The following is a 20,666-nucleotide window of genomic DNA, read 5'->3' as shown; positions in this document are numbered from 1 at the left end:
ATGCCTCCGGTCGGGGGTGGCGGTTCAGTCGGAATAGGTGCTCGTCGCGGCGACCAGCTCCGCCTCTTCCCCGTCGCCTTTCACGACGAGAGAGGAGCCGGTGCCACGTTCGAGCGTGATCGGATCGAGACTGGCGAGCGTCTCGCCGTCCTGACGCAGCTCGAAGGTGAGCGTGAGCGGCGCCTTCAGGGCGACGCCGTCATGCGCGCCGGGTGCAACGTCGGACAGGGCCGCCGTCTCGGCCTCGACCGCGTAGACGTCGTAGGCTTCGAGATCGCCCAGGTTGTAGACCAGGAGGTCCGCCTGCGCGGGAGAATCCTCGACGGCGTCCTCGATCAGGACCGGCTCGCCCTCGTCCGAGATCACGGTGTAATGGGTGTTGGCCCCGACCTCGAACTCGGTGTCGGTTTCGCCGATATCGAGATCGACGGTGCCCGGCGCGACTTCGACATAGGGGGTGAAGCCCGCGTCGTTCGTCTCGACGTTGGTGCCGTCGATCATCGCGCTGCCGGCCTCGGCGTCGAGGACGCGCAGGAACGAGGCGTCGGGCGAGCTCGGCTCGGGGTAAAGGCCGTCGTCCTGCGACAGGGCCGGGGTGGCGGCGATGCAGGTGCCGAGAAGCAGAATGCTGAAGCGTTTCATGTGGACGTATCCTCCGTTTTGCAGATGGAAAGGGTCGCGTTTTCCGTCGCCGGACGATCCAGCGACACGTCGACCCGGGTGAAATCTGGGCGCCAGGCAGGCGCGGCGTATTGGTAGAACCAGCGCGTGGGCGCGTAGCGCACCGGGCGATGGATCGGGGTGCGCGCGGTCACGCCGTCGGCCGTCGACAGGTGGATGACGGCTTCGCGCCCGTTGGGCGACCCGGTGTCGACCTTCACGAAGCTCTCGCGCGTGAGCAGGCCGTCGGGCAGCTTCGCGGAAAGTTCGGTCGAACTCGGCACTTCGGTGTCGAGCGGCGTGCAATCGGCCGCGACCGGCGCGTAGAGTTCGCGCAGGGGCATGTCGCCGAATTCGCCCAGGTTGTTGTAGATCGGGTTTTCCCAGATCAGGACGGCCGGCGGATTCTCCTGGAAATCCTCCGACAGCAGGTAGGACGTGATGCCGCCGAACTGGTTGCCGCCGGTCTTGGAGTAGTTGGCGACGGCGAGGCCGCTTTCCTGCGACAGGAAGCCTTCGAAGTGGAAGCTTTCCTCGGCGGACATCGAAGTCCCGGCCAGAGCGATTGGCGGACCCGAGGACTCGGACGCGAAGATGTCCCCACCGGCATCCGGTGCGCTGGTCTGCGTGGTCTCGAACCCCTTCACCTGGGCGGCGGGCACGGTTTCGCGGCAGTATTCCTGGATGATGTCGCGGGGCCGTGAATCGATCGTCACCGGGTCCGTCGCGCGGGTTTCGTACTCTCCCTTCTCGAGGTCATCATAGGCCGGCAGTTCCGCGATCGTGTCACGCACCGCGCGGGCCACCGATTGCGCGCCCTCCGGGGTCCAGTGGAAATCGGTGCGAAGGAACGGCGCGCCCTCGGCACCGCGCATCGCGCGCGTCGTGTCGATCACCGTGACGCCCGCATCGGCCATCTTCGTGAGGAAGGCGTCATAGGCGACCTCGGCGATCTCCATGTCGAAACCGTAGGAGCCCACGCTTTCGGGCACCCGGTCCGGCATGGCGAGGCTTTTCGTCGGGACCGGCACGTAGATCAGCTCGGTCCCCTTCTCGCGCAGCGCCGCGGCGATCTTGCCGATCATACCGGCCGCGTCGTCGGACAGCGGCTGGTTCATGCGGAAGTCGAGCGTGAGGCGGAAGAACGTGCCGTCCTTGCCCTCGACCATCTGGGGCGAGGCTTCATCCAGGTTGCCGCAACCGAAGTTCGACGGCGCGGCGACGAGCGGTCCCGCGGCGAGCGCGACGACGGCGCCGGCCGCGAGCGGAGCGAGGCGTTTCATTGGGGGCTCTCCTTTCCGGTATCGGTTGCCCGGGCATCGATCTCGAGCTGGGCGAGCAGCGTGCGGGCGGCGGCACTGGTGCCGAGATCGCCCTCGTCACGCGCGGTCTTGAGCAGGGCGCGCAGCGTCTCTGGGTCGCGCTCCGCCTCGCCCGACATCATGGCCTCGACGAGGTTCATGGCGGCTTCCGGGTCACCGCTGCCGGCACGCTCCATGAGGATGCGCCGCACCTCTTGCGGTTTACGCCCGAAGGGCTCGCCGCTGGCGTAGAAGTCCGCCAGTGCATCGACGGCGCGTTCGCTGCCTTGAAGGGCCAGGTTGCGCATCGCGTTCTCGAGGTGGTCGAGCCGGCCTTCGGAGAACGGCACGTCCGGGTCGCGCAGCAGTTTGACCAGTTCGTAGACGGCGTATTCGCGGCCCGTCAGCGCCGACGACGCGAAGTAGAGCGCCGCGGCCGACCGCACGTCCGGGTCCCCCAGTTCGAGCAGCCGTTCGCCGTATTGAAACGCCGCGTTCCCGTCGCCCGCATCCGCGAGGCGCCGCATCTCTTCGAACGAGACGTATTGCTCGGCCAGCATACGGCGGCGGATGTCGCGCAACTCCTGCGTCGGCAGGTCGCGCGTTTCGGTCACGCGGTTGTCGATCGCCTGCACGCGCGTGACGCGCGGTTCCGGCTCCGGCGTGTCCACGTGGAGCCCGTCCGGGGTCGCGATGGACAGGACAAGCGGGAGGGTGAGTGCGAGGTTAACCATGGATTTCCTCCTCGACGGTCATTTCGGGCTGGCCGAGGTAGCGCACCGGGTATTCCCAGAGCACCGTGTCCACGTCGGCCGCGTTGCGTGCGGGGTCCTCGAGGTAATCGAGCATCGGGACCAGGGGGCCGCGCCCCTCGAGCGCGAGGTTGAGAACGTCGCGTCCGAGCGCGAGCTTGAGCGCCGGGGCGAAGCTCCAGCTCTTGTTCGCGCTGTAGGACGTGCCGACCAAAACGAGGTCGGGCTCCCCGCCCCCGTCGCCGGCGAAAATGCCCTCCTCGGCCGTGCCGGCCTTCTCGGCCACGTAAGGCGTGACGCGTTCGGGGCCGAGACCCAGGCGCGGCGCCAGGCTTTCGGACGTCACGAAGGAGACGAGGTCGCCCACGAATTCCTCCGGGTCGCGCTTGCGGCGGATGAACTCGGTGTCGCCGGTCTCGACATGGTCGGAGGCCGCGATCCTCTCGGCCACCCGCGCCGCGCCACGCGGCGTCCAGTGGGTGTCGGTGGTCAGGTACATGGGCGAGGCGTCGCGCCCTTCGGCCAGCGCCGGGCGCGTGTCGACCGCGGGAACGCCGCTGTCGGCAAGCGCCGCACGGAACCTGCGGTACTGCGCCTCCATCGCCGCGCCCGCGCCCTCGGGCGCCTTGTCGCGGTAGATGTCGGCCTTGGCCGGGATCGGCACCACGACGAGCCGCGTGTCCTGCTCCGCGAGCGCTTCGGACACCGCGGCGATCTGGTCCACCGCGGCGGCGAGCGTCGGTTCGCCGGCGGGGCTCATCTCCTCGTCGCTGAACAGCCAGGCCTGCGTGCCCGGGGTCACGCCCTCGCGCCCCTCGTTCAGCAGCAGGTAGCGTCCGGCCCCGATGAAGGAGACCGCCGTGTCGCGGTGCGGCAGCGCGGCGCTGTAGAGCCCGGCCACCTCGCTCGCCGCTTCGCCGGAGATGATGTCGCCATCCACCTCGTCCCAGAGCGGATCCTCGGTGAAGATGTCCACGTTCACGAAGATCGCGTAGCCCATGAAGAGGACCGGAAGCGCGTATCTCAGCATGTAAAGTAGGGTCTGCATCGGCGCCTCAGAACTGGAAGTAGAGGAAGGGTGAAAAGCTCTGCTCGGCGAGCTTGAGCAGCGTGAGCGCGGCCACGGCCCCGACGAGCACCGTCGGCACCACCGCCGTCATCACGCCCAGCGGCGCGCCCGCGGCGGGCATGAGCCGGGTGCGCGTGAGCCGCATGAGCCAGGGTTCGGCCACCACCACGGCGAAGGCGATCGCGAGGAAGGCGATGCTTTCGCCGGTCAGCGCGAGCGCCGCGTCCGGGGCCATCGCCGTGCCGTTGAGGCCCAGCATGCCGCCGTAGACGGCCACCGCCTGCCCCAGGTCCGGCGCGCGGAAGACCACCCAGCCCAGCAGGACGAGGATCAGCGTACGGATCAGCGCCGCCGGGCTGCGCGAACGGTCGAGGCCGGTCGCACGCTCCAGCGCCATCCAGCCGCCATGCCAGGCGCCCCAGACCACGAAGGTCCAGGCCGCGCCATGCCACAGGCCGCCCAACACCATGACGGTCATCAGGTTGACGTAGGTCCGGCGCGAACCGCGGCGATTGCCGCCCAGCGGGATGTAGAGATAGTCGCGCAGCCAGACCGACAGCGAGATGTGCCAGCGCTTCCAGAACTCGGTGATCGAGCGGGAGATGTAGGGCGTGTCGAAGTTCTCGATGAACCGGAAGCCCAGCATCTGGCCCAGCCCGATCGCCATGTCGGAATACCCCGAGAAATCGAAGTAGAGCTGCACCATGTAGGCCACCGCGCCCAGCCAGGCGAGCGTGAGCGACGGATCGGAGCTCGCGAAGGCAAGGTCGGCCAGGGGGGCGACGGCATCGGCCAGAAGCACCTTCTTGGCGAGCCCGATGAAGAACCGGAAGAGCCCGTTGGTGAACTTCTCCATCGAATGGGTGCGGTGCTGGAACTGCCCCGCCAGGTCCTTGTAGCGCAGGATCGGCCCCGCGATGAGCTGCGGGAAGAGCGCGATGAAAGCCGCGAAGTCGACCAGCCGCACGTCCTCGGGCGCGTCGCCGCGGTAGGTGTCGATCAGGTAGCTGACCGACTGGAAGACGTAGAACGAGATGCCGATGGGCAGCAGGATCTGCCAGTGGATGCCCATCGCCTCGGGCGTCGTGCCGACGAGTTCCGCGAAGCTTCCGACGAAGAAGTTGAAATACTTGAACACCCCCAGCACGCCCAGGCAGCCGATGACGCCGACCGCCATCCAGCGTTTCGCGCTCTCGCGCGCCGGGGCATGGCGAATCCGGCGGCCGAGGACATAGGTCCAGATGGTCGTGCCGATCAGGAGCGCCAGGAAGTCCACGCGCCACCAGGCATAGAAGGCATAGGAGCCTGCCAGCAGCGTGACGGATTTGAAGCGCCACGGGGTCAGGTAGTAGAGCGCCATGAAGCCCGGCAGGAACAGGAAGAGGAAGGTTTCGGAGGAAAAGACCATCAGAGTGCCTCCCCTTCGCCGCAGGACGCGAAGGCGCGCGCGGCGGCATCCTTGCGCAGGCTCTCGGACACGCGGGCCGACACGCGGTCAACCACGATGTCCGGGCGCGTGCCGCCCCGGGCGGCTTCGAGATAGGTGGGTGTCACCTGGTCGAGATCACCCGCCAGGAGGCGCGGCATCTGGTCGGAAAGGTCATTGCGCGCGAGCCGCACGGTGGCGAGGTCGGTGCCGCGCACACCCATGCGGTTGCCGGCGAACACGTTCGACAGGACAAGCGCCGTGCTGTCGGGCGCCTGCCCCCGGATCGCGAGGCCCGCGCCGCGATTGCGCGCGATCGTGTTGTCGTCGAGGATGACCGTCCCGGCCATGTCGAGCGCGATCCCGCCACCGATGTTGTCTTCCACGGAATTTCGCGTGATCCGCACGCACCCCGCCCCCTCGGCCACGGTGAGCGCGGTGCCCTCGAAGCCGGTCATGGCGTTGTCCGCAAGCGTGACCCGCTCGGAACTGTCGTCGAGCCGCAGGGCCTTGCCGCCCCCGGCGTCGAACGTGTTGGCGGTCACTTCGCCTCCGCGCAGGCCCGAGACATGGAGCGCGTGCGCCCCCCGGGTCGCGGAGAAGACGTTGCCGGTGAGCTGGGCGTCGGAGCCGTCCACGATCTTCAGCGCGGTGCCACGAAACGCCTCGAACATGTTGTCGGAGACGACCACGTCGTCGAGCCGGCTCAGCGTGACGGACCGCAGGTCGGTGAACGCGTTGCCCGTCAGGGGCTTGGCCGAGCCCTTGCCCAAAAGCCCCTGCGCGCCGACGAAGACGCCGCCGGTGAATTCGGAACCGCCATAGCCCAGACCCGCCAGCGTGCTGTTCGTGATCGACAGGCTGCTCTGCCCGACGCCGGCGAAGAAGGGCCGGAATCCGGGAATGCCGTCATATTGGGCGCCCTCGGCGCGCAACGTCGCGTCCTCCACGGTGATGCGGCCCAGCGCCACGACGAAGGCCCCGCGCGCACGGTCGAGCGCGAGCGTCGGCCCGCCCGATATGTCGAGCTGCGCACCGGGCAGCACGACGAGCGGCTGCGTCAGGCGAAAGCTGTCGCCGTCACGCGTCAGCGCATCGCCCAACTCGCGGTCCGCCGCGGCGTCGGCCAGCTCGGCAAGGGTCGCCTGCCCGGATTGCAGGTAGAGCGCTTCGCCGGGACCGGACTCGACCAGGTCGGTCACGTCCGCGTTGACGCTCGTCGCGAGTTGCATGAGCGCCAGGCGAAGCGAGGACCGGGACACGGAGATGCCGTCCGCGGTCTGCTGCGCCCAGAGCGGAGCGCCTGCGAGCAGCGCGAAGCAGATCGCCAGCCGTCTGAGGTTACGCAACAGCATGGGGGCCTTTCTGGAACTCATAGGTCGCGCCGCCGCCGCGCCCGTCGAGATCGCCGGCCAGGTCGACGGCGACGACGGTCAGGGGCTTGTCGCTGGTGTTGTGGACGCGGGCGCTGTGCTCGGGGTCCACCGCCAGGTGTTCGCCGGTGCCGTGGCGCCGGGGGCCGGTGCCGTTGGTGACCTGGCCCTCGCCGCCGGCGATGGTCAGAACGACGCCACCCTCGGAGCCCGCCGAGACGATCATGCTCTCGCCCTTGGCCAGCGTTTCCTCGCGCACCGCGGCGCTCGCGACGCGCGGCGGCAGGGAGGCATGCGTGAACACCTCGGCGCGGTGATTGCGCTTGAGCTCGCTCACCGCCTCTTTCACCATCTGCGCGTTCTCGTGGTTGGTGACGAGAAGCGCATCGGGCGTGTCCACCACGATCACTCCTTCCATGCCGACCACGGCGACGAGCTTCTCGCCCGCGCGGATCAGGCTGTCATGGGTGTCGAGCGTGACCACGGTCCCGCTCTCGACGTTGCCGTCGCCGGTCTTCTCGCCCATCGAATGGATCGCGGGCCAGGCGCCGACGTCGCTCCATTCGACATCGGCCGGGCGCACGGTCACGCGCGAGCTGTGTTCGAAGATCAGACGTTCGGTGGGTTCGTCGCGCGCGTCCGAGAACGGTCCTTCGGCCAGAAGCGGCCCCCAGTCGGTCTCTTCGCATTGGTCGAGCGCCGTCTCGACGGCGGCCAGCGTGTCGGGCTCGAGCCGGGCGAATTCCTCGATCAGCACATCGGCGCGCATCATCGAGATGCCGGACGCCCAGAACGTTTGGCCCTCTTCTACCAGCCGCGTGGCCTCGTCCAGCTCGGGTTTCTCGATGAAGCTGTGCACCTCGTGCAGCGCCTCGTGCCCCTCGACGGGGGCCCCGGCCGAGATGTAGCCGAAGCCGGTCTCGGGATGGCGCGGCACGATACCGAAGAGCACGATGTGCCCTTCCTCGGCCGCCGGGGCCATCTCGCGCACGACGCCGTTGAGGTCGCCGTCGATGATGTGATCGGAGGGGAGCACCAGCACCAGCGCGCCGGGATCGCTCCTGGCGAGCGTCAGCGCGGCGGCGAGCACGGCGGGACCGGTGTTGCGGCCCACGGGCTCCCCGATGAAATCGGCGCGGCTGCCGATGTCGGCCAGTTGATCGAACAGGATCTCGCGCTCCGACGCGCTCGCCACGATGAGCGGCGTGGAAAAGCCCTCGGCGCGGTGACGCAGGACCGTTTCCTGCAGGAAGCTGCGGCTGCCGTCACCGTTGATCGGCTGGAACTGCTTCGGCTGGCGGACACGGGACAGCGGCCAGAGCCGCGTGCCCATCCCGCCGGAGAGGATGACGGGGACGATGTTTTTATGGGTCATGGGAGTGGCTTTCTTGATCAATTGAACAGGGAGTCGAGTTGCGCGACGCCGTCTTCGACGCGGCGCAGGGCCGGGGCGAAGGGGTCGTGGGAGACAGACAGGCGCGCGACGCGCCCGGCGCTGCCTTCGGGAAGCGCGGCGTCGGGCACGAAAGTCAGGGTGGCGTAGTCGTCCGGGGCACCGCCCGACGGAATGTGCACGCCCTCGGCGAGCGAGGCGGTGAACGTCGTCCCGTCCGACAGCTCGGCGGTGACGCCGCCGGCGCGCTCGATCTCGTAGATCATGGCGCGCGGAATCTCGGCCTCCATGACGAGGCCCGCATCCCCCGCAGAGACGGCGACGACCGCGTCACCGGAGAGGACGGTATCGCCCTGCGTCGCGTTGATCGGGCGGGCCGTGCAGTCGCACGGCATCGCGATGGTCAGGGTCTCGCCGTCCGACGTGTCGATGGCGTAGAGCACGTCGCCCTCGGCCGCCTCGAGATCGACGAAGGAGATCTGCCCGTCCGCCGTGGCGCGCAGGGTCTGGCCCGCCGGGACCACCCGCGCGGGCGTCGTGATCTGCGTTGTGAAGACGCGCCGGTCGACCAGGTAGGCCGCCGTCGCCACCAGGATCGCGGCGAGGAGCAGGATCACCAGCGTGCCGAACAGACGGCGCAGCCGGGCGCCGAAGCCCGGGCGCGCATCGGCCGGATGGCGGGCGCCGCTGCCCCGGTTCAGGTCCGCGCTGCGGATCAGCGCACCGGAGGAGGTGATGTCGCCGGAAATGTAGTCGTTCAGGATCTGGCGCAGCTGTGCGTAGTGATCCCCGGTGGGCTGGGTGAACACCAGTTCGAACCCGTTGTCGCGGTTGCGCGAGATGCGGGCGGCGGCCGCGAGCACGATCTGGAACCCGGGGAACTCGAAGACCAGCTGCACGACGCGCTCGGTGCCGTCCATCGCCGGGTCGACGAGGCCCGAGACCTCGGCCTCGACCAGCGAGATGCCATCACCGGAATAGCGGCGACCGTCGATCACCGCGCTGAACGGGATGTCGAGCAGCGGGTATTCGTTGCCCTGGCGGTGCGGGGCGGGCTGATCCTGGCCGCCGTGATACGGATCGGTGGGAGAGGTCATCTCGGGTTTCCCTTTCCAGTGTTATCTGAGGAGTCCGGTGAGGAACGTTGCGGCAAGTGCGAGCCAACCGAACGCCAGCACCTGCATCGCGGTGGAGGAGGCATTGCGCAGCCGCGCACCGACGGGCAGCCGGGTCCGGCCGGCCGATCCGCCCTGGCGGGTCCATTTCTGGCGGTCGAGGCGGAAAAGCGCGTAGCTCTTCACCGATGCCCCGGCGATCTGGCCGAAATAGAGCAGGAACGGATAGCTGATCGGGAAGAAACCGGGCCGGAAGAGCGACAGCGCGGCGCAGTAGACGTAGCGCGTGAACATCACCCAGGCGAGGTAGGCGGGCAGCACCAGCGGCGTCGCGAAGATGGCCGTGATGAGCACCGCGATGGGGCCCAGGAGCGTCGTGAAGATCGACACGCGCTGATCGAGGATCGACCACCAGGTGAAGGCCCCGATGCGCGACGGCCCCAGCGCCAGCGCCCGGCCGTTCGTGCGCAGCATGTTGCCGAACCACCGTTTCATGAGCGCGATCGCGCTTTCGAAGAACCCGGGTTTGGGCTGACTCTCCATGCTCAGGGAATGGACGTCCGGCAGGTAGGTCATCCGGTAGCCGCGGCTCAGGAGCCAGAACCACGTCGACTTGTCGTCGCCGGTGAGGAACCGGATATTGCCGAGCCGCCAATGGTCGATCTGGTCGGCCTGCACCTGCCGCACGAAGCTGGGATCGGTGGCAAGATCGGCGCGGAATACGGACATCCGCCCGGTGAGCGTCAGCACGCGCCCGCCCAGCGCCATCGAGGACATCATCATCTGGCGCTGCTGAAAGCGCAGGTGGAACCATTCGCGGAACGTCGGGTCATCCGGAATCTCGACGCGTTCGTCGGTGGTCAGCGCGCCGACCTTCGGGTCGGTGAAGAACGGGGCGGAGCGGGCCACGATGTCGACCGGCACGCAGCTGTCGCCATCGACGAATACCAGCACGTCGCGCGGCGTCGGGGCCTCACGCTGCAGAAGGCGCAGGGAGCGTGCAATGGCGTCGCGCTTGCCCGAGCCGGGGATCTGGTCGATCACCAGCTTCACCCCGGGCATGCGCGGTTCGTTCGCCGCGTACAGGTCCCGGATCAGGCGCAGGTCCGCCCCGTCCACGACGGAGGCGACGATGGTCGCCCCGCCCTCGGACGCGGCGGCCGCGTCGAAGATGGACTGGTAGACCCGCCGCGTGACGGCCGGCTCGATCTTGTAGGAGGTCACCATGAAATAGCCGTGCGCGGGCACGGCCCGGCGGTCGTAGGCCGCCTGGGCCGCGCGCTTCTGGCGGGGGTAGCGCGCGTGGATATAGAACAGCGCGCGGGTGAAATTCACCAGCCCCCAGCCGTAGCGCCACGTCCCGATCACGCCGAGCGTCAGGATCGCGCCTTCGGCCCCCGTGAAGTTGCCGTCGTAGACGGACAGGGCAATGGCGGCGCAGGCCGCGATGTATAACAGGTGACCGAGCATCGTGGGGTTACCAGCAGATGCCCTGGTAGCCGTCGCCGGACACGAGGCCCGGGTCGATCCGGGTGAGGTCCACCACGCGCTTGCGATCGGCTGCTTCGCGGATGCGCGTCGCCACGCCCGGATAGGCGTTGCCGACCACGATCACGTCGGACGAGTCGATCAGCGCGTCGATGTCGGTCTCCATCCGCGCGCTCAGGTCGGGCACGACGTCGTTGCCGCGTCCGGCCGCGTCCGGGTCCATCTCGAAGGCTTCCGACACGTAGGGGTCGTAGACCTGAACCTGCTGGCCCCGCTCGATCAGCCGGGCGGCAAGATCGGCCAGCGGGCTTTCACGCAGGTCGTCGGTGCCCGACTTGAAGCTCACGCCGATCATGCCGACTGCCTTGGTCGACGCGGCGTCGACCATGTCCTCGGCACGCCCGATCTGGGCGGTATTGCCGTCGAGTACTGCGTCGAGGAGAGGGGTCGGCACGTCCTTGGAGCGCGCGACGTGGCGCAGGGCGCGCACATCCTTGGGCAGGCAGGAACCGCCGAAGGCGAAGCCCGGGCGCAGGAAGGCGGGCGACATCGCGACCTTGTCGTCGGAACACAGGATGCGCATGACCGCCTGACCGTCGAGCCCGTTGGCCTTTGCGATGTTGCCGATCTCGTTGGCGAAGCTGATCTTCATCGCGCGCCACGAATTGGACGTGTATTTCACCATCTCGGCGGTGCGCAGATCGACCTTGTTCATCTCGCAGGGCAGATCGGCGTTGAGGTCGGTCAGGAACGCCTCGGTGGTCTCGTCGAGCGCGCCGAAGACGATCAGGCCGGGGTTGGCGTAATCCTCGATCGCCGTGCTTTCGCGCAGGAACTCCGGAAAGTAGCCGACACCGAAATCGCGACCGGCGCGTTTGCCCGAAGCCGCCTCGATGGTCGGGATGCAGACTTCTTCCATCGTGCCCGGCACGATGGTCGAGCGCATGATGACGGAATGGAAGTCCGACTTGCCGGCGAGCGCGCGGCCGATGGCTTCGCAGACCGAAACGACGTGGCCGAGCCCGACCGAACCGTCCGGATCCGAAGGCGTGCCGACGCAGACGACACTCGCTTGCGTGTCACGGATCGCGGCATCCGTGTCCGTCGTGGCGGTGAGCTTGCCGCTCCCCACCGTGTCGGAGACGAGGGCATCGAGCCCCTTCTCGACGATCGGCGCGCGGCCCGCGTTGAGCGTGTCGACCTTGTTGGGGTCGATGTCGACCGCGATCACATCGTGTCCGTCCCGTGCGAGGCAGGCCGCGGAGACGACCCCCACGTAACCGATCCCGAAAACGCTAATCCGTGCCATCCTTGATCCTTTTGCGCCCGTTCCGGGCGTCGCTTGAGTCCTGCAATGCGCAGCCGGGGCCGCGCCGTTCGCTACAGATGTAGACAAGCAGGACGCCAAGTATCAGTCGGGACCATGTCGGGGTTTGGTCGGGGTTTCGCGCAACCGGTTCATGGCAACCCTCACCCTCGGTGGGGCAATGCCCCACAAGGGGCTCAGAACAGCCAGCCGCGGGCGCAGGCGACGCGCACCAATTCGGGCCGCGTCTCGATCGCGAGCTTCTTCATGGCGCGTCCGCGGTGCGTGTCGACGGTCTTGATGCTGAGGTTCAGGCGCGCCGCGATCTCGCGGTTGGAATAGCCCATCGCCACGAGGCGCAAAGTGGTCTCTTCACGCTCGGACAGCACGCACCCCGCACCGGGGGCCATGTCGATGTCGCGCATTTCGCGCACGAAGGACTTGTGGACGAAGGTGCCGCCGTCGCGCACGACGCGGATCGCGCGCAGGAACGAGGTCGCCGTCATCGTCTTGGGCAGGAACGCGCGAAAGCCGTTTTCCAGGCAGTAGCGCGCCAGCTCGGTCGTGGGGCGCGAGGCATAGGCGACGAGCGCCACGCCGGGCAGGCTGCGGCGCAGGTCGGCAACGAGAGAGGACAGGGTTTCCGTCAGGAGCGGATCGAGGATGACGAGGTCGGGCCGGGCATCGGCGATCTGCGTCGCGGCGACGGGCACGACTTCGGACACGTCGCCAGGGGCGAGTGCCAGCGCGTCGGTCAGCAACGCGGCGAGCGAAGAGACCAGAACGGGGTTCTCGTCGGCAATGACGATATGGACCGGATCAGCCACCGCAGGTCACGCGAGCCAGGCCTGTCCTTCCGCGTAGTCGTAGACGGCCCCCCGCCCGGACAGGCCGAGCTTGTTCATGGCACGATACCTGTAGGTCTCGACCGTCTTGGGGCTGATCGACAACATGCGCGCGATCTCTTTCGCGGTCCGCCCGCGGGCCACCTGCAAGAGGATTTCGCGTTCCCGGTCCGACAGGCCGTCGTCAGCGCCGATGTCGCGGGCGTGAGAAAAGAAGGCGACGCCCGCCTGCCCGAAGACACCGTCGATGTAGACGCCACCCGCCACGATGGATTCCAGCGCCTGGATGACTACCGACAATTCCTCGCCCCGGGAAATGACGCCGGAGAAGTCGGCCTCGAGGCAGGCGCGGGCGGTCGCCGAGGCGTCGGACGGGAGGTAGGCGACGCTGTCGTGGTCGCCGAACATGGCGAGATGCGCTTCGCGCAGCGCGCCGGGGGACTGGCTGGTCTGCGTCGGGTCCGAGACCACCACGCTGGGTGAAAAGCTCGAGATTTCCAGCGTCGGCTTTGCCGAGGGCGTCGCCCAGCCCATGCACGTGCAGTCCCCGAGACGAGAGACTTCGCGGGCCATCATTCCGCAGAGAATTTCGTTATCATCGACGAAAAGTATTCGTTCGGCGTTCGAGGCGGATGAGTGGTCGCGCATGCATCGTTCCTTGGATCTGAGACTGAGTGGCGTCGCTATACCAATGAGCGTACCGGTTCATTGTTCCCCATGCGGACGCCCCTGTTCCGGCCACTCGGCAGGATTTTTCCGAGCAAGCCGGCAAGGGACTGTTTTGAAACGAAAAAGTTCGACCCGAGGAGCAGGCACCCCTCGGGTCTCATTACGTCAGCGGTATGGGAGCGGCCGGCTCCCCGGCCATCGGGGCATGCGATGCACCTGCATCACCCGCCCCGAATGCGCCTATTTGAACGCCTCGGGCAGCCACAGGGCGACGGCCGGCACGAGGCCGATCAGCACCATGATCAGGATCTCGAGCGTGATGAACGGCAGCGCGGCGCGGTAGATCTGCGTGATGCGCACCCCGGCCGGCGCGACGCCCTTCATCACGAAGAGCAGCAGTCCGAAGGGAGGCGTGAGTAGGCTGATCTCCATCGCGATCAGCATCATGACCATGAGCCAGGTCGGGTTCATGCCCAGCGACTCGCCCAGCGGCAGGAAGAAGGGCAGCGTCAGGAGGATCATGCTGATCTGGTCCATGAAACAGCCCAGGAACAGCAGGAGCAGCATCATCATCAGCATCGCGGTGAGCTGGCTCATCTCCATGCTCTGGATCGCGCCCAGAACGCCCGCGGTGGCCCCGGAGATCTGGAGCACCTGCGCGAAGGTCAGCGAGCCCGCGATGATGAAGAGCAGCATGACGTTGATCTTCGCGGTCTCGCGCAGCGCCTTCCTGAGCGCCGCCCAGTTGAGCTTGCGGTAGGCCGCGCTGATCACGAGGGCCGCGATGCAGCCCAGGGCGGCGGCTTCCTCGGGGGCAGCGATGCGGAAGAAGATCGAGCCCACGACCACGGCGAAGATCAGGAACAGCGGCAGCACGTCGACGAAGAACGGACGGATGCGCGCCCAGCCGCTTTCGGTCGGCGCCTCGGTGGGCGGGGCGAGGTCCGGGTTGATCTTGCAGCGGATCACCACGTAGCCCACGAAGCTCGCCGCCATCAGGATGCCGGGAATGACGCCCGCCATCAGCAGGTCGGTGATCGAGCGTTCCGCGAGGCTGGCCAGCAGCACCGCGAGCGCGGAGGGCGGGATCAGCATCGCGATGCCGCCGACGGCCATGATCGGGCCCACCGCGATGGTCGGGTGGTAGCCCTTCTTGAGCATGTCGGGCAGCATCAGGTTGCCCAGCAGCGCCGTGTTCGCGATGGTCGAGCCGGACAGGGACGAGAACACCGTCCCGCCGGCGATCGACACGATCGACAGGCGGCCGGGCATGCGCGAAATCAGCTTGTCGATCGCACTGATCGACCGGAAGGCCACCCCGGTCTGGAACAGGATCTCCCCCATCAGGATGAAGAGCGCGACGGGCACGAGGGTGAATTTGGTTACCGAGAGCGTGTACTCGATCGGCATCAGCGACAGGCCGATGTGGCCGCGCATGAAGAAGAACGCGCCGGCGATGTTCGCGGCGAAGAAGGCGAAGGCCACGGGAAGGCCGAGGATCAGGAGCGCGACCGCACCGCCCAGCAGCAGCGTCAGCGCCCAGTACCATTCCATGATCATCTCACATGCCCCCGCTGAGGTCGTCGTGGTCCGCCGCGGCGTCGCCGCCCCGGGCCATCCGCGACAAGAATTCGATGCCCAGCAGCACGAAGCTCACCACGAAGACCGTGAGCAGCCACCATTCCGGCACGTTGAAGTATTTCATCTGCATCGAGCCGAAGGCATAGGCATCGCGCAGGTTGATGGTGCCGTAGAACATGAGCAGCGCGCAGATCGTGAAGCCCAGGAGGTCGAGCAACCGGTCGAGGACGCGGGCCGCCCGCGTCGACAGGGCGCTTATCACCAGGTCCACGCGCACGTGGGCGCCCAGCCTGAGCACCCAGGGCGCGGCGAGGAAGACGCCGGCGAAGAGCGCGTATTCGATGATCTCCTGCACGCCCCCGAGGTTGCCGATGCCCATGAGCCTCATGACGAGGTCGAGCGAGATCGCGAGGGCGAAGAGGCCGATCGAGACGCCGACCAGCGTGCCGACATGGTCGTAGAACCGACCCATCGCGGCGTCGAATGACTTGAACAGGTTATTCACTGGGGGCTCCCGGATGGTTGGCAGGCGGCCGGACGAAGCGGCCGCCTGCCGTGCAGCATCAGTCGTTCGCGAAGTATTCGCGCAGCTTCGGACCGGTTTCCGGGGCGATGTTGTTGACCCCTTCCCAACCGGCGTTACGCGCGGCGTTGAGCCACTGCTCGCGTTCCTCGCCGGTGAACTCGATCACCTCGAAGCCGTTCTCGACCTGCTTGGCCGCGACCTGTTCGTTCAGGGCTGCGTCGTTGGCCACCGCGTCCTCCTCGAGCGCCAGGGCGGCGTCCTCGATGAGCGTCTGCACCTCTTCGGGCAGGCCGTCCCAGACCCGCTTGTTCGCCATGATCATCAGGTCGACGTCATAGAAGCCGGGATCGACGCGGTACTTCGTCACCGTCTCCCAGCCCGGCTGGTGGCCGAGCACCGGCCAGCCGTAACCCTTGACCGTGCCGTTCTCCATCAGCGTGAAGATCTGCTGGACGTTCGTGTCCTGCGTGGTGGCGCCGAGCGACTTGAAGAAGTTCGTGTAGGTCGGCGCGGTGCGCAGGTGCAGGCCCGACAGGTCGGGCGAGTCGATGGCGGAGTCTTCGGCCAGGAACAGGTGGAACTTCGTGCCGTAGTGGTGGCGCGACAGGACCTCGAGGTTCTTTTCGTTGTGGATTTCGTTCATGTAGTCCCAGCCGCCGTTTTCACGGATCTCGGCCGGGGTCTTCTCGAGCAGCTTCCAGGCGTCGGCTTCCGGCACCACGTTCTGGTAGTACGAGCCGGTGCAGGAATTGAGGTCGTAGATGCCCTGCGCGACCTTCTGAACGACGGTCAGCTGGCTGCCGATGGCCGGCGCGCCGCCCACGTAGTTGATCGAGACGAGCCCTTCGCCCTTCTCGTTCACTTCTTCGATCATCTTCTCGAAGCGTTGGGAAAAGAACGTGCCCTGCGGAAAGCAGCTGGCGGCCTGAAGCTGGACTTCCTGGGCCTGTGCGCCCGTCGCAAGCGTGGATGCCGCGAGTGCGGCGACGATCGTCTTTTTCATGGTATCCTCCCTAAGACTATCCTTTTACCGGGGTTGGCGACCGTTGCAGCAGCGCCCCGTTTTCTCATCCGACCAACGGCTCCTCCGCTTGAGGGCCGGACCTTTTCGACGACCGTTCGTGCCGCTCCGCAGGATAGACGCGGACCCCTCGGCGCTCGGATCGCTATGTATGAATTTACATATACCCCCCACGCGGTCAATGCATTCGCACAACAATCTCCGCCGGGCGAAGCGTACGGCGCCGCGCCCCGGGTCGACCGTGGCCCGGTGGCGCCTCACCATGATAGCCTAGCCACACGCGGGCACGCCGGGAACAAAAACCTGATCCGCCCTGCCCCGCGTGCCGGCCCCGCCCTCCATCATTTTGCTTGCAACGCGGCGGCCGTCCGGCCATTATTTGAATATTCATATACTTTCGGCGCCACCACGCCGGGGAGGAGGACAGCTTGGCAGAACGGTCATTCGTTTCCGAGGTGAAGAAGCTCGACGTGCCCGCGGGAGAAGTGTTCCGCGGCGAAGGCATCCTTGCGATCACCAAGGCGCTTCTGGAATCCGGCGTCGGCTACGTCGGCGGCTACCAGGGCGCGCCGATCAGTCACTTGATGGACGTGCTGGCCGATGCCGAGGGGCTTCTCGACTCCCTGGGTGTCCGATTCGAAGCGAACGCATCGGAGGCTGCCGCGACGGCCATGCTCGCCGCCTCGGTGAGCTACCCGATCCGGGGCGCTGTGACCTACAAATCGGTGGTGGGCACCAACGTCGCGTCCGACGCGCTCGCCAACCTCGCCTCGTCGGGCGTGAAGGGCGGCGCCCTCATCATCCTGGGCGAGGATTACGGCGAAGGCTCGTCGATCCTGCAGGAGCGCAGCCATGCCTTCGCCATGAAAAGCCAGGTCTGGCTTCTCGATCCGCGCCCGAATCTGCCCTCGATGGTGCAGGCCGTCCACGATGGGTTCGAGCTTTCCGAGGCGTCGAACACGCCCGTGATGCTGGAACTGCGCATCCGGGCCTGCCACGTCACCGGGTCCTTCGTCACACGCGAAAACAAGCGGCCGCCACTCACGGTTCGCGAGGCGCTTTCGGACCCGCAGCGCGACACGTCGCGCATCGTTCTGCCCCCGGCGCTGTTCCACCACGAGCAGGAAAAGGTCCACGACCGCCTGCCGCGCGCCCGCGCTTTCATCCGCGACAAGGGGCTGAACGAGGTATTCGGGCCCGACACCGCGGACGTGGGCATCGTCTGCCAAGGCGGGATGTACAACGGGGTGATCCGTGCGCTGCAACGGCTCGGCCTTGCCTCCGTCACTGGTGAGACGGACATCCCGATCTACGTGCTCAACGTCACCTACCCGCTGCTCGACGACGAGTTCCTGGCCTTCTGCAAGGGCAAGTCGTCGGTCCTGATGGTCGAGGAAGGGCAGCCGAACTACATCGAGCAGGCGTTCTCCACCACGCTCTACAAGTCGGAAGCCAAGACGCGGCTCTACGGCAAGGAGTACCTGCCGGAAGCCGGGGAATACACGGGCGGCGTCCTGCTTGACGGCCTCACCGGTTTCATGAGGGCCCATGCCCCCGACATGCTGCGCGACGGGGACCGCGCGCCCAACGAATCGGACCCCGGAGAACTGCCCGAGGAACTGACCAAGCTCATCCCCCAGCGCCCGCCGGGGTTCTGCACCGGCTGCCCGGAGCGGCCTGTCTTCGCGGCCATGAAGCTGGTCGAGGAAGAGCTGGGCACGCACCAGATCACCGGCGACATCGGCTGCCACCTGTTCTCGACCATGCCGCCCTTCAACATCGGCGGCACCACGATGGGCTTCGGGCTGGGCCCCGCCTCCAACGGCGCGTTCGACGGCGGAGGCGAGAAACGCCCGATCTCGGTCATGGGGGACGGCGGGTTCTGGCACAACGGCCTGACCTCCTCGATCGGCAACGCGGTGTTCAACCAGTCCGAAGGCGTCGTCATGCTGGTGGACAACTACTATTCCGCCGCGACGGGTGGGCAAGACATCCTGTCGTCGCGCGCCGAGAACCCGAAACGCTCGACCAACAACTCGATCGAGGGCGCGCTGAAGGGCATCGGCGTCAAATGGGTGCGCTCGATCGACCGCACCTACGACGTGGGGCGCATGCGCGACACGTTGAAGGAGGCGCTCACGACCGAGACGACGGGGCCGAAGGTCATCGTCGCCTCTTCGGAATGCATGCTGAACCGCCAGCGGCGCGAGCGGCCGCAACGCAATGCCGCGATCAAGTCCGGCGAACGGGTCGCCGTGCCGCGCTTCGGGGTGGACGAGGCGACCTGCACCGGCGACCACGCCTGCATGCGGCTCTCCGGCTGCCCCTCGCTGGGTCTCAAGGAAACCAAGGACCCGCTGCGCGACGACCCGGTCGCCCATATCGACGAAAGCTGCGTGGGCTGCGGCAATTGCGGTGAAGTCGCCGATGCCGCGATCCTCTGCCCGTCGTTCTACCAGGTCGACGTGATCCACAATCCCGGGAAACTGGAAAACTGGTGGTCCCGGCTGACCGGCCGCATCATCGCGCGAATGCAGACCCGGCGTTCGGCCCGGCGCATCGAACTGGAGACCGCCTGATGTCCCTCGATCTCACCCAGCTCGACCCGAAACCCGCGACCGCGAACGATGGCGGCATCATCAAGATGGCGATCCTCGCGGTCGGCGGCCAGGGCGGCGGCGTCCTGACCGACTGGATCACCTCGCTCGCCGAAGCCAACGGCTATGTCGCGCAATCCACCTCGGTCCCCGGCGTGGCCCAGCGCACCGGCGCCACGATCTACTACGTCGAGATGATGCCGGATCCCGGCGTCGTTCCGATCTTCAGCCTGACCCCTGCCCCAGGCGACGTGGACATCGTCGTCGCCTCGGAGATCATGGAAGCCGGTCGCGCCGTGACGCGCGGCTTCGTCACCGACGATCGCACCCACGTGGTCGCCTCCAGCCACCGCATCTACGCGGTGTCGGAGAAGACCGTTCCGGGCGACGGCATCCTCGCGAGCGACCCGGTCGTGGAGCGCGTGAACAAGGCCGCCCGCGCCTTCACCTGCCTCGACCTGCAGGACATCGCGGTGAAACGCGCCTCGCACATCTCGGCCAGCATGTTCGGCGCGCTCGCGGGCTCCGGCGCCCTGCCTTTCGAACGGGCGTCGTTCGAGGATACGATCCGGGCCTCCGGCCGGGGCGTGGACGCAAGCCTTGCAGCCTTCGCCGACGCTTTCGACGCAAGCCAGTCCGCGCAGGAACCGGCCGAAGACACGGCCCCGGCGGATGACACGCCGAAACGGGCCCTTCACGTCCCCGCGCGCCAGAAACAGGCGTGGGACGCGCTTGCCGCCCGCCTGTCCGAGCTGCCCGAGGGAGCGCGCGAGATGGGCTTGCACGGGCTCGAAAAGGTCGTGGATTTCCAGGACACGGCCTATGGCCATGAATACCTCGATCTCCTGACCCGGACCGCCGGCGACGACACGGCGCTGGCCCGGGCCCTGGCCAAGCATCTGGCGAATGCCATGTGCTACGACGACGTGATCAAGGTGGCCGACCACAAGACCCGCGGACGGCGCGCCGAAGGCGTGCGCCGGCACATGGGGGTCACGGAGACGGACGTGATCCAGGTGACCGAGTACATGCACCCACGCGCCGAAGAGGTCATCGGCCTCATGCCCACGGGCGTCGCGCGCCGGGTCGCGGCCAGCAAGCGCGGCACGGCCCTGGTCGAGCGCATGTTCGCGAAGGGGCGTCGGTGGCGCTCGGACCGGCTCGGACCGTTCCTGTTGCTCTCCACCCTCGCCTCGCTGCGCCCCGTGCGCCGCAGGCTCTACCGCCACGCGCAGGAGATCGCGCACCGCGACGCCTGGCTCGCGCGGATCGAACGGCTAGCGAAGACCAACCCGCCGCTCGCGATCGAAACCGCCAATGCCCGGCGGCTGATCAAGGGCTATTCCGACACGTTCGAGCGCGGGCAGACCAAGTTCGACATCGTCATGACCGGCATCGACATGGTGGCCGAACGCGACGACGGGGCGGAATGGGCGCGGCGGCTGGTGACGGCGGCCACGAACGACGTCAGCGCGGAACCCGTCGAGGGCGTCGTCGCGACCATCCGTTCGTTTGCCGAGTGAGGGAGCTGGACCCCGGTGGAC

At 67.4% G+C, this 20,666-nt stretch carries 17 protein-coding genes; 2 read left to right on the top strand and 15 right to left on the bottom strand.

Annotation, left to right across the window (positions count from 1 at the left end; genetic code table 11):
• Positions 1-24: 24 nt before the first annotated feature.
• The 15 genes from GQE99_RS15925 to dctP form a co-directional block, all read right to left on the bottom strand.
• Complete coding sequence (locus GQE99_RS15925) at positions 25-642, bottom strand: alginate O-acetyltransferase AlgF (RefSeq protein ID WP_161352625.1); 618 nt, start codon at positions 640-642, stop codon at positions 25-27.
• Positions 639-1,943, bottom strand: a complete 1,305-nt coding sequence (locus GQE99_RS15920; RefSeq protein ID WP_161352624.1) for an alginate O-acetyltransferase AlgX-related protein — start codon at positions 1,941-1,943, stop codon at positions 639-641. Before GQE99_RS15920 ends, GQE99_RS15925 begins: the two co-directional genes overlap by 4 nt.
• Positions 1,940-2,695 (bottom strand): SEL1-like repeat protein, encoded by a 756-nt coding sequence (locus GQE99_RS15915; protein WP_161352623.1) that lies wholly within the window; start codon positions 2,693-2,695, stop codon positions 1,940-1,942. The genes GQE99_RS15920 and GQE99_RS15915 overlap by 4 nt, the downstream gene beginning before the upstream one ends.
• Positions 2,688-3,761: an alginate O-acetyltransferase AlgX-related protein gene (locus GQE99_RS15910; RefSeq protein WP_161352622.1), complete on the bottom strand. Its 1,074-nt coding sequence runs from the start codon at positions 3,759-3,761 to the stop codon at positions 2,688-2,690. The genes GQE99_RS15915 and GQE99_RS15910 overlap by 8 nt, the downstream gene beginning before the upstream one ends.
• 7 nt (positions 3,762-3,768) lie before the next feature.
• Positions 3,769-5,190, bottom strand: a complete 1,422-nt coding sequence (locus GQE99_RS15905; protein WP_161352621.1) for an MBOAT family O-acyltransferase — start codon at positions 5,188-5,190, stop codon at positions 3,769-3,771.
• Positions 5,190-6,563 (bottom strand): right-handed parallel beta-helix repeat-containing protein, encoded by a 1,374-nt coding sequence (locus GQE99_RS15900; protein ID WP_161352620.1) that lies wholly within the window; start codon positions 6,561-6,563, stop codon positions 5,190-5,192. Before GQE99_RS15900 ends, GQE99_RS15905 begins: the two co-directional genes overlap by 1 nt.
• The gene (locus tag GQE99_RS15895) at positions 6,550-7,956 is read right to left on the bottom strand and encodes a mannose-1-phosphate guanylyltransferase (protein ID WP_161352619.1); all 1,407 of its coding nucleotides are present in this window, start codon (positions 7,954-7,956) and stop codon (positions 6,550-6,552) included. Before GQE99_RS15895 ends, GQE99_RS15900 begins: the two co-directional genes overlap by 14 nt.
• A gap of 17 nt (positions 7,957-7,973) precedes the next feature.
• Positions 7,974-9,071: a hypothetical protein gene (locus GQE99_RS15890; RefSeq protein WP_161352618.1), complete on the bottom strand. Its 1,098-nt coding sequence runs from the start codon at positions 9,069-9,071 to the stop codon at positions 7,974-7,976.
• Positions 9,072-9,092: 21 nt separating this feature from the next.
• Positions 9,093-10,559: a glycosyltransferase gene (locus GQE99_RS15885; protein ID WP_161352617.1), complete on the bottom strand. Its 1,467-nt coding sequence runs from the start codon at positions 10,557-10,559 to the stop codon at positions 9,093-9,095.
• Positions 10,560-10,566: 7 nt separating this feature from the next.
• Entirely contained in the window at positions 10,567-11,886 is a 1,320-nt protein-coding gene (locus tag GQE99_RS15880) for a nucleotide sugar dehydrogenase (RefSeq protein WP_161352616.1), read from the bottom strand.
• A 194-nt stretch (positions 11,887-12,080) separates the two neighbouring features.
• The gene (locus tag GQE99_RS21880; protein WP_161352615.1) at positions 12,081-12,710 is read right to left on the bottom strand and encodes a response regulator transcription factor; all 630 of its coding nucleotides are present in this window, start codon (positions 12,708-12,710) and stop codon (positions 12,081-12,083) included.
• Between the two features lie 6 nt (positions 12,711-12,716).
• Positions 12,717-13,301 (bottom strand): helix-turn-helix transcriptional regulator, encoded by a 585-nt coding sequence (locus GQE99_RS15870; protein WP_161352614.1) that lies wholly within the window; start codon positions 13,299-13,301, stop codon positions 12,717-12,719.
• A 336-nt stretch (positions 13,302-13,637) separates the two neighbouring features.
• Positions 13,638-14,957: a TRAP transporter large permease gene (locus tag GQE99_RS15865; RefSeq protein WP_235917260.1), complete on the bottom strand. Its 1,320-nt coding sequence runs from the start codon at positions 14,955-14,957 to the stop codon at positions 13,638-13,640.
• 1 nt (position 14,958) lies between these two features.
• A complete protein-coding gene (locus tag GQE99_RS15860) occupies positions 14,959-15,483 on the bottom strand; it encodes a TRAP transporter small permease subunit (protein WP_161352613.1) in 525 nt (174 codons plus the stop codon).
• 58 nt (positions 15,484-15,541) lie between these two features.
• A complete protein-coding gene (dctP, locus tag GQE99_RS15855; protein ID WP_161352612.1) occupies positions 15,542-16,507 on the bottom strand; it encodes a TRAP transporter substrate-binding protein DctP in 966 nt (321 codons plus the stop codon).
• Between the two features lie 446 nt (positions 16,508-16,953).
• On the opposite strand from dctP, the gene GQE99_RS15850 reads away from it, so the two are divergent.
• Both GQE99_RS15850 and GQE99_RS15845 read left to right on the top strand, forming a co-directional pair.
• Positions 16,954-19,104, top strand: a complete 2,151-nt coding sequence (locus tag GQE99_RS15850) for a thiamine pyrophosphate-dependent enzyme (RefSeq protein ID WP_161352611.1) — start codon at positions 16,954-16,956, stop codon at positions 19,102-19,104.
• Positions 19,104-20,645 (top strand): indolepyruvate oxidoreductase subunit beta family protein, encoded by a 1,542-nt coding sequence (locus GQE99_RS15845; RefSeq protein ID WP_161352610.1) that lies wholly within the window; start codon positions 19,104-19,106, stop codon positions 20,643-20,645. The genes GQE99_RS15850 and GQE99_RS15845 overlap by 1 nt, the downstream gene beginning before the upstream one ends.
• Positions 20,646-20,666 lie beyond the last annotated feature (21 nt).

This window comes from Maritimibacter harenae (assembly GCF_009882975.1).
GTDB lineage: Bacteria > Pseudomonadota > Alphaproteobacteria > Rhodobacterales > Rhodobacteraceae > Maritimibacter > Maritimibacter harenae.
This window is presented reverse-complemented; position numbering and strand designations above follow the sequence as displayed.

Excerpts from the sequence above, each read along its gene's own strand:
- GQE99_RS15905 (WP_161352621.1), bottom strand. The coding sequence starts at position 5,190 with ATGGTCTTTTCCTCCGAAACCTTCCTCTTCCTGTTCCTGCCGGGCTTC.
- GQE99_RS15910 (WP_161352622.1), bottom strand. The coding sequence starts at position 3,761 with ATGCAGACCCTACTTTACATGCTGAGATACGCGCTTCCGGTCCTCTTC.
- GQE99_RS15895 (WP_161352619.1), bottom strand. The coding sequence starts at position 7,956 with ATGACCCATAAAAACATCGTCCCCGTCATCCTCTCCGGCGGGATGGGC.
- GQE99_RS15845 (WP_161352610.1), top strand. The coding sequence starts at position 19,104 with ATGTCCCTCGATCTCACCCAGCTCGACCCGAAACCCGCGACCGCGAAC.
- GQE99_RS15920 (WP_161352624.1), bottom strand. The coding sequence starts at position 1,943 with ATGAAACGCCTCGCTCCGCTCGCGGCCGGCGCCGTCGTCGCGCTCGCC.
- GQE99_RS15915 (WP_161352623.1), bottom strand. The coding sequence starts at position 2,695 with ATGGTTAACCTCGCACTCACCCTCCCGCTTGTCCTGTCCATCGCGACC.
- GQE99_RS15890 (WP_161352618.1), bottom strand. The coding sequence starts at position 9,071 with ATGACCTCTCCCACCGATCCGTATCACGGCGGCCAGGATCAGCCCGCC.
- GQE99_RS15880 (WP_161352616.1), bottom strand. The coding sequence starts at position 11,886 with ATGGCACGGATTAGCGTTTTCGGGATCGGTTACGTGGGGGTCGTCTCC.
- dctP (WP_161352612.1), bottom strand. The coding sequence starts at position 16,507 with ATGAAAAAGACGATCGTCGCCGCACTCGCGGCATCCACGCTTGCGACG.
- GQE99_RS15870 (WP_161352614.1), bottom strand. The coding sequence starts at position 13,301 with ATGGCCCGCGAAGTCTCTCGTCTCGGGGACTGCACGTGCATGGGCTGG.
- GQE99_RS15925 (WP_161352625.1), bottom strand. The coding sequence starts at position 642 with ATGAAACGCTTCAGCATTCTGCTTCTCGGCACCTGCATCGCCGCCACC.
- GQE99_RS15865 (WP_235917260.1), bottom strand. The coding sequence starts at position 14,957 with ATGATCATGGAATGGTACTGGGCGCTGACGCTGCTGCTGGGCGGTGCG.
- GQE99_RS15900 (WP_161352620.1), bottom strand. The coding sequence starts at position 6,563 with ATGCTGTTGCGTAACCTCAGACGGCTGGCGATCTGCTTCGCGCTGCTC.
- GQE99_RS15885 (WP_161352617.1), bottom strand. The coding sequence starts at position 10,559 with ATGCTCGGTCACCTGTTATACATCGCGGCCTGCGCCGCCATTGCCCTG.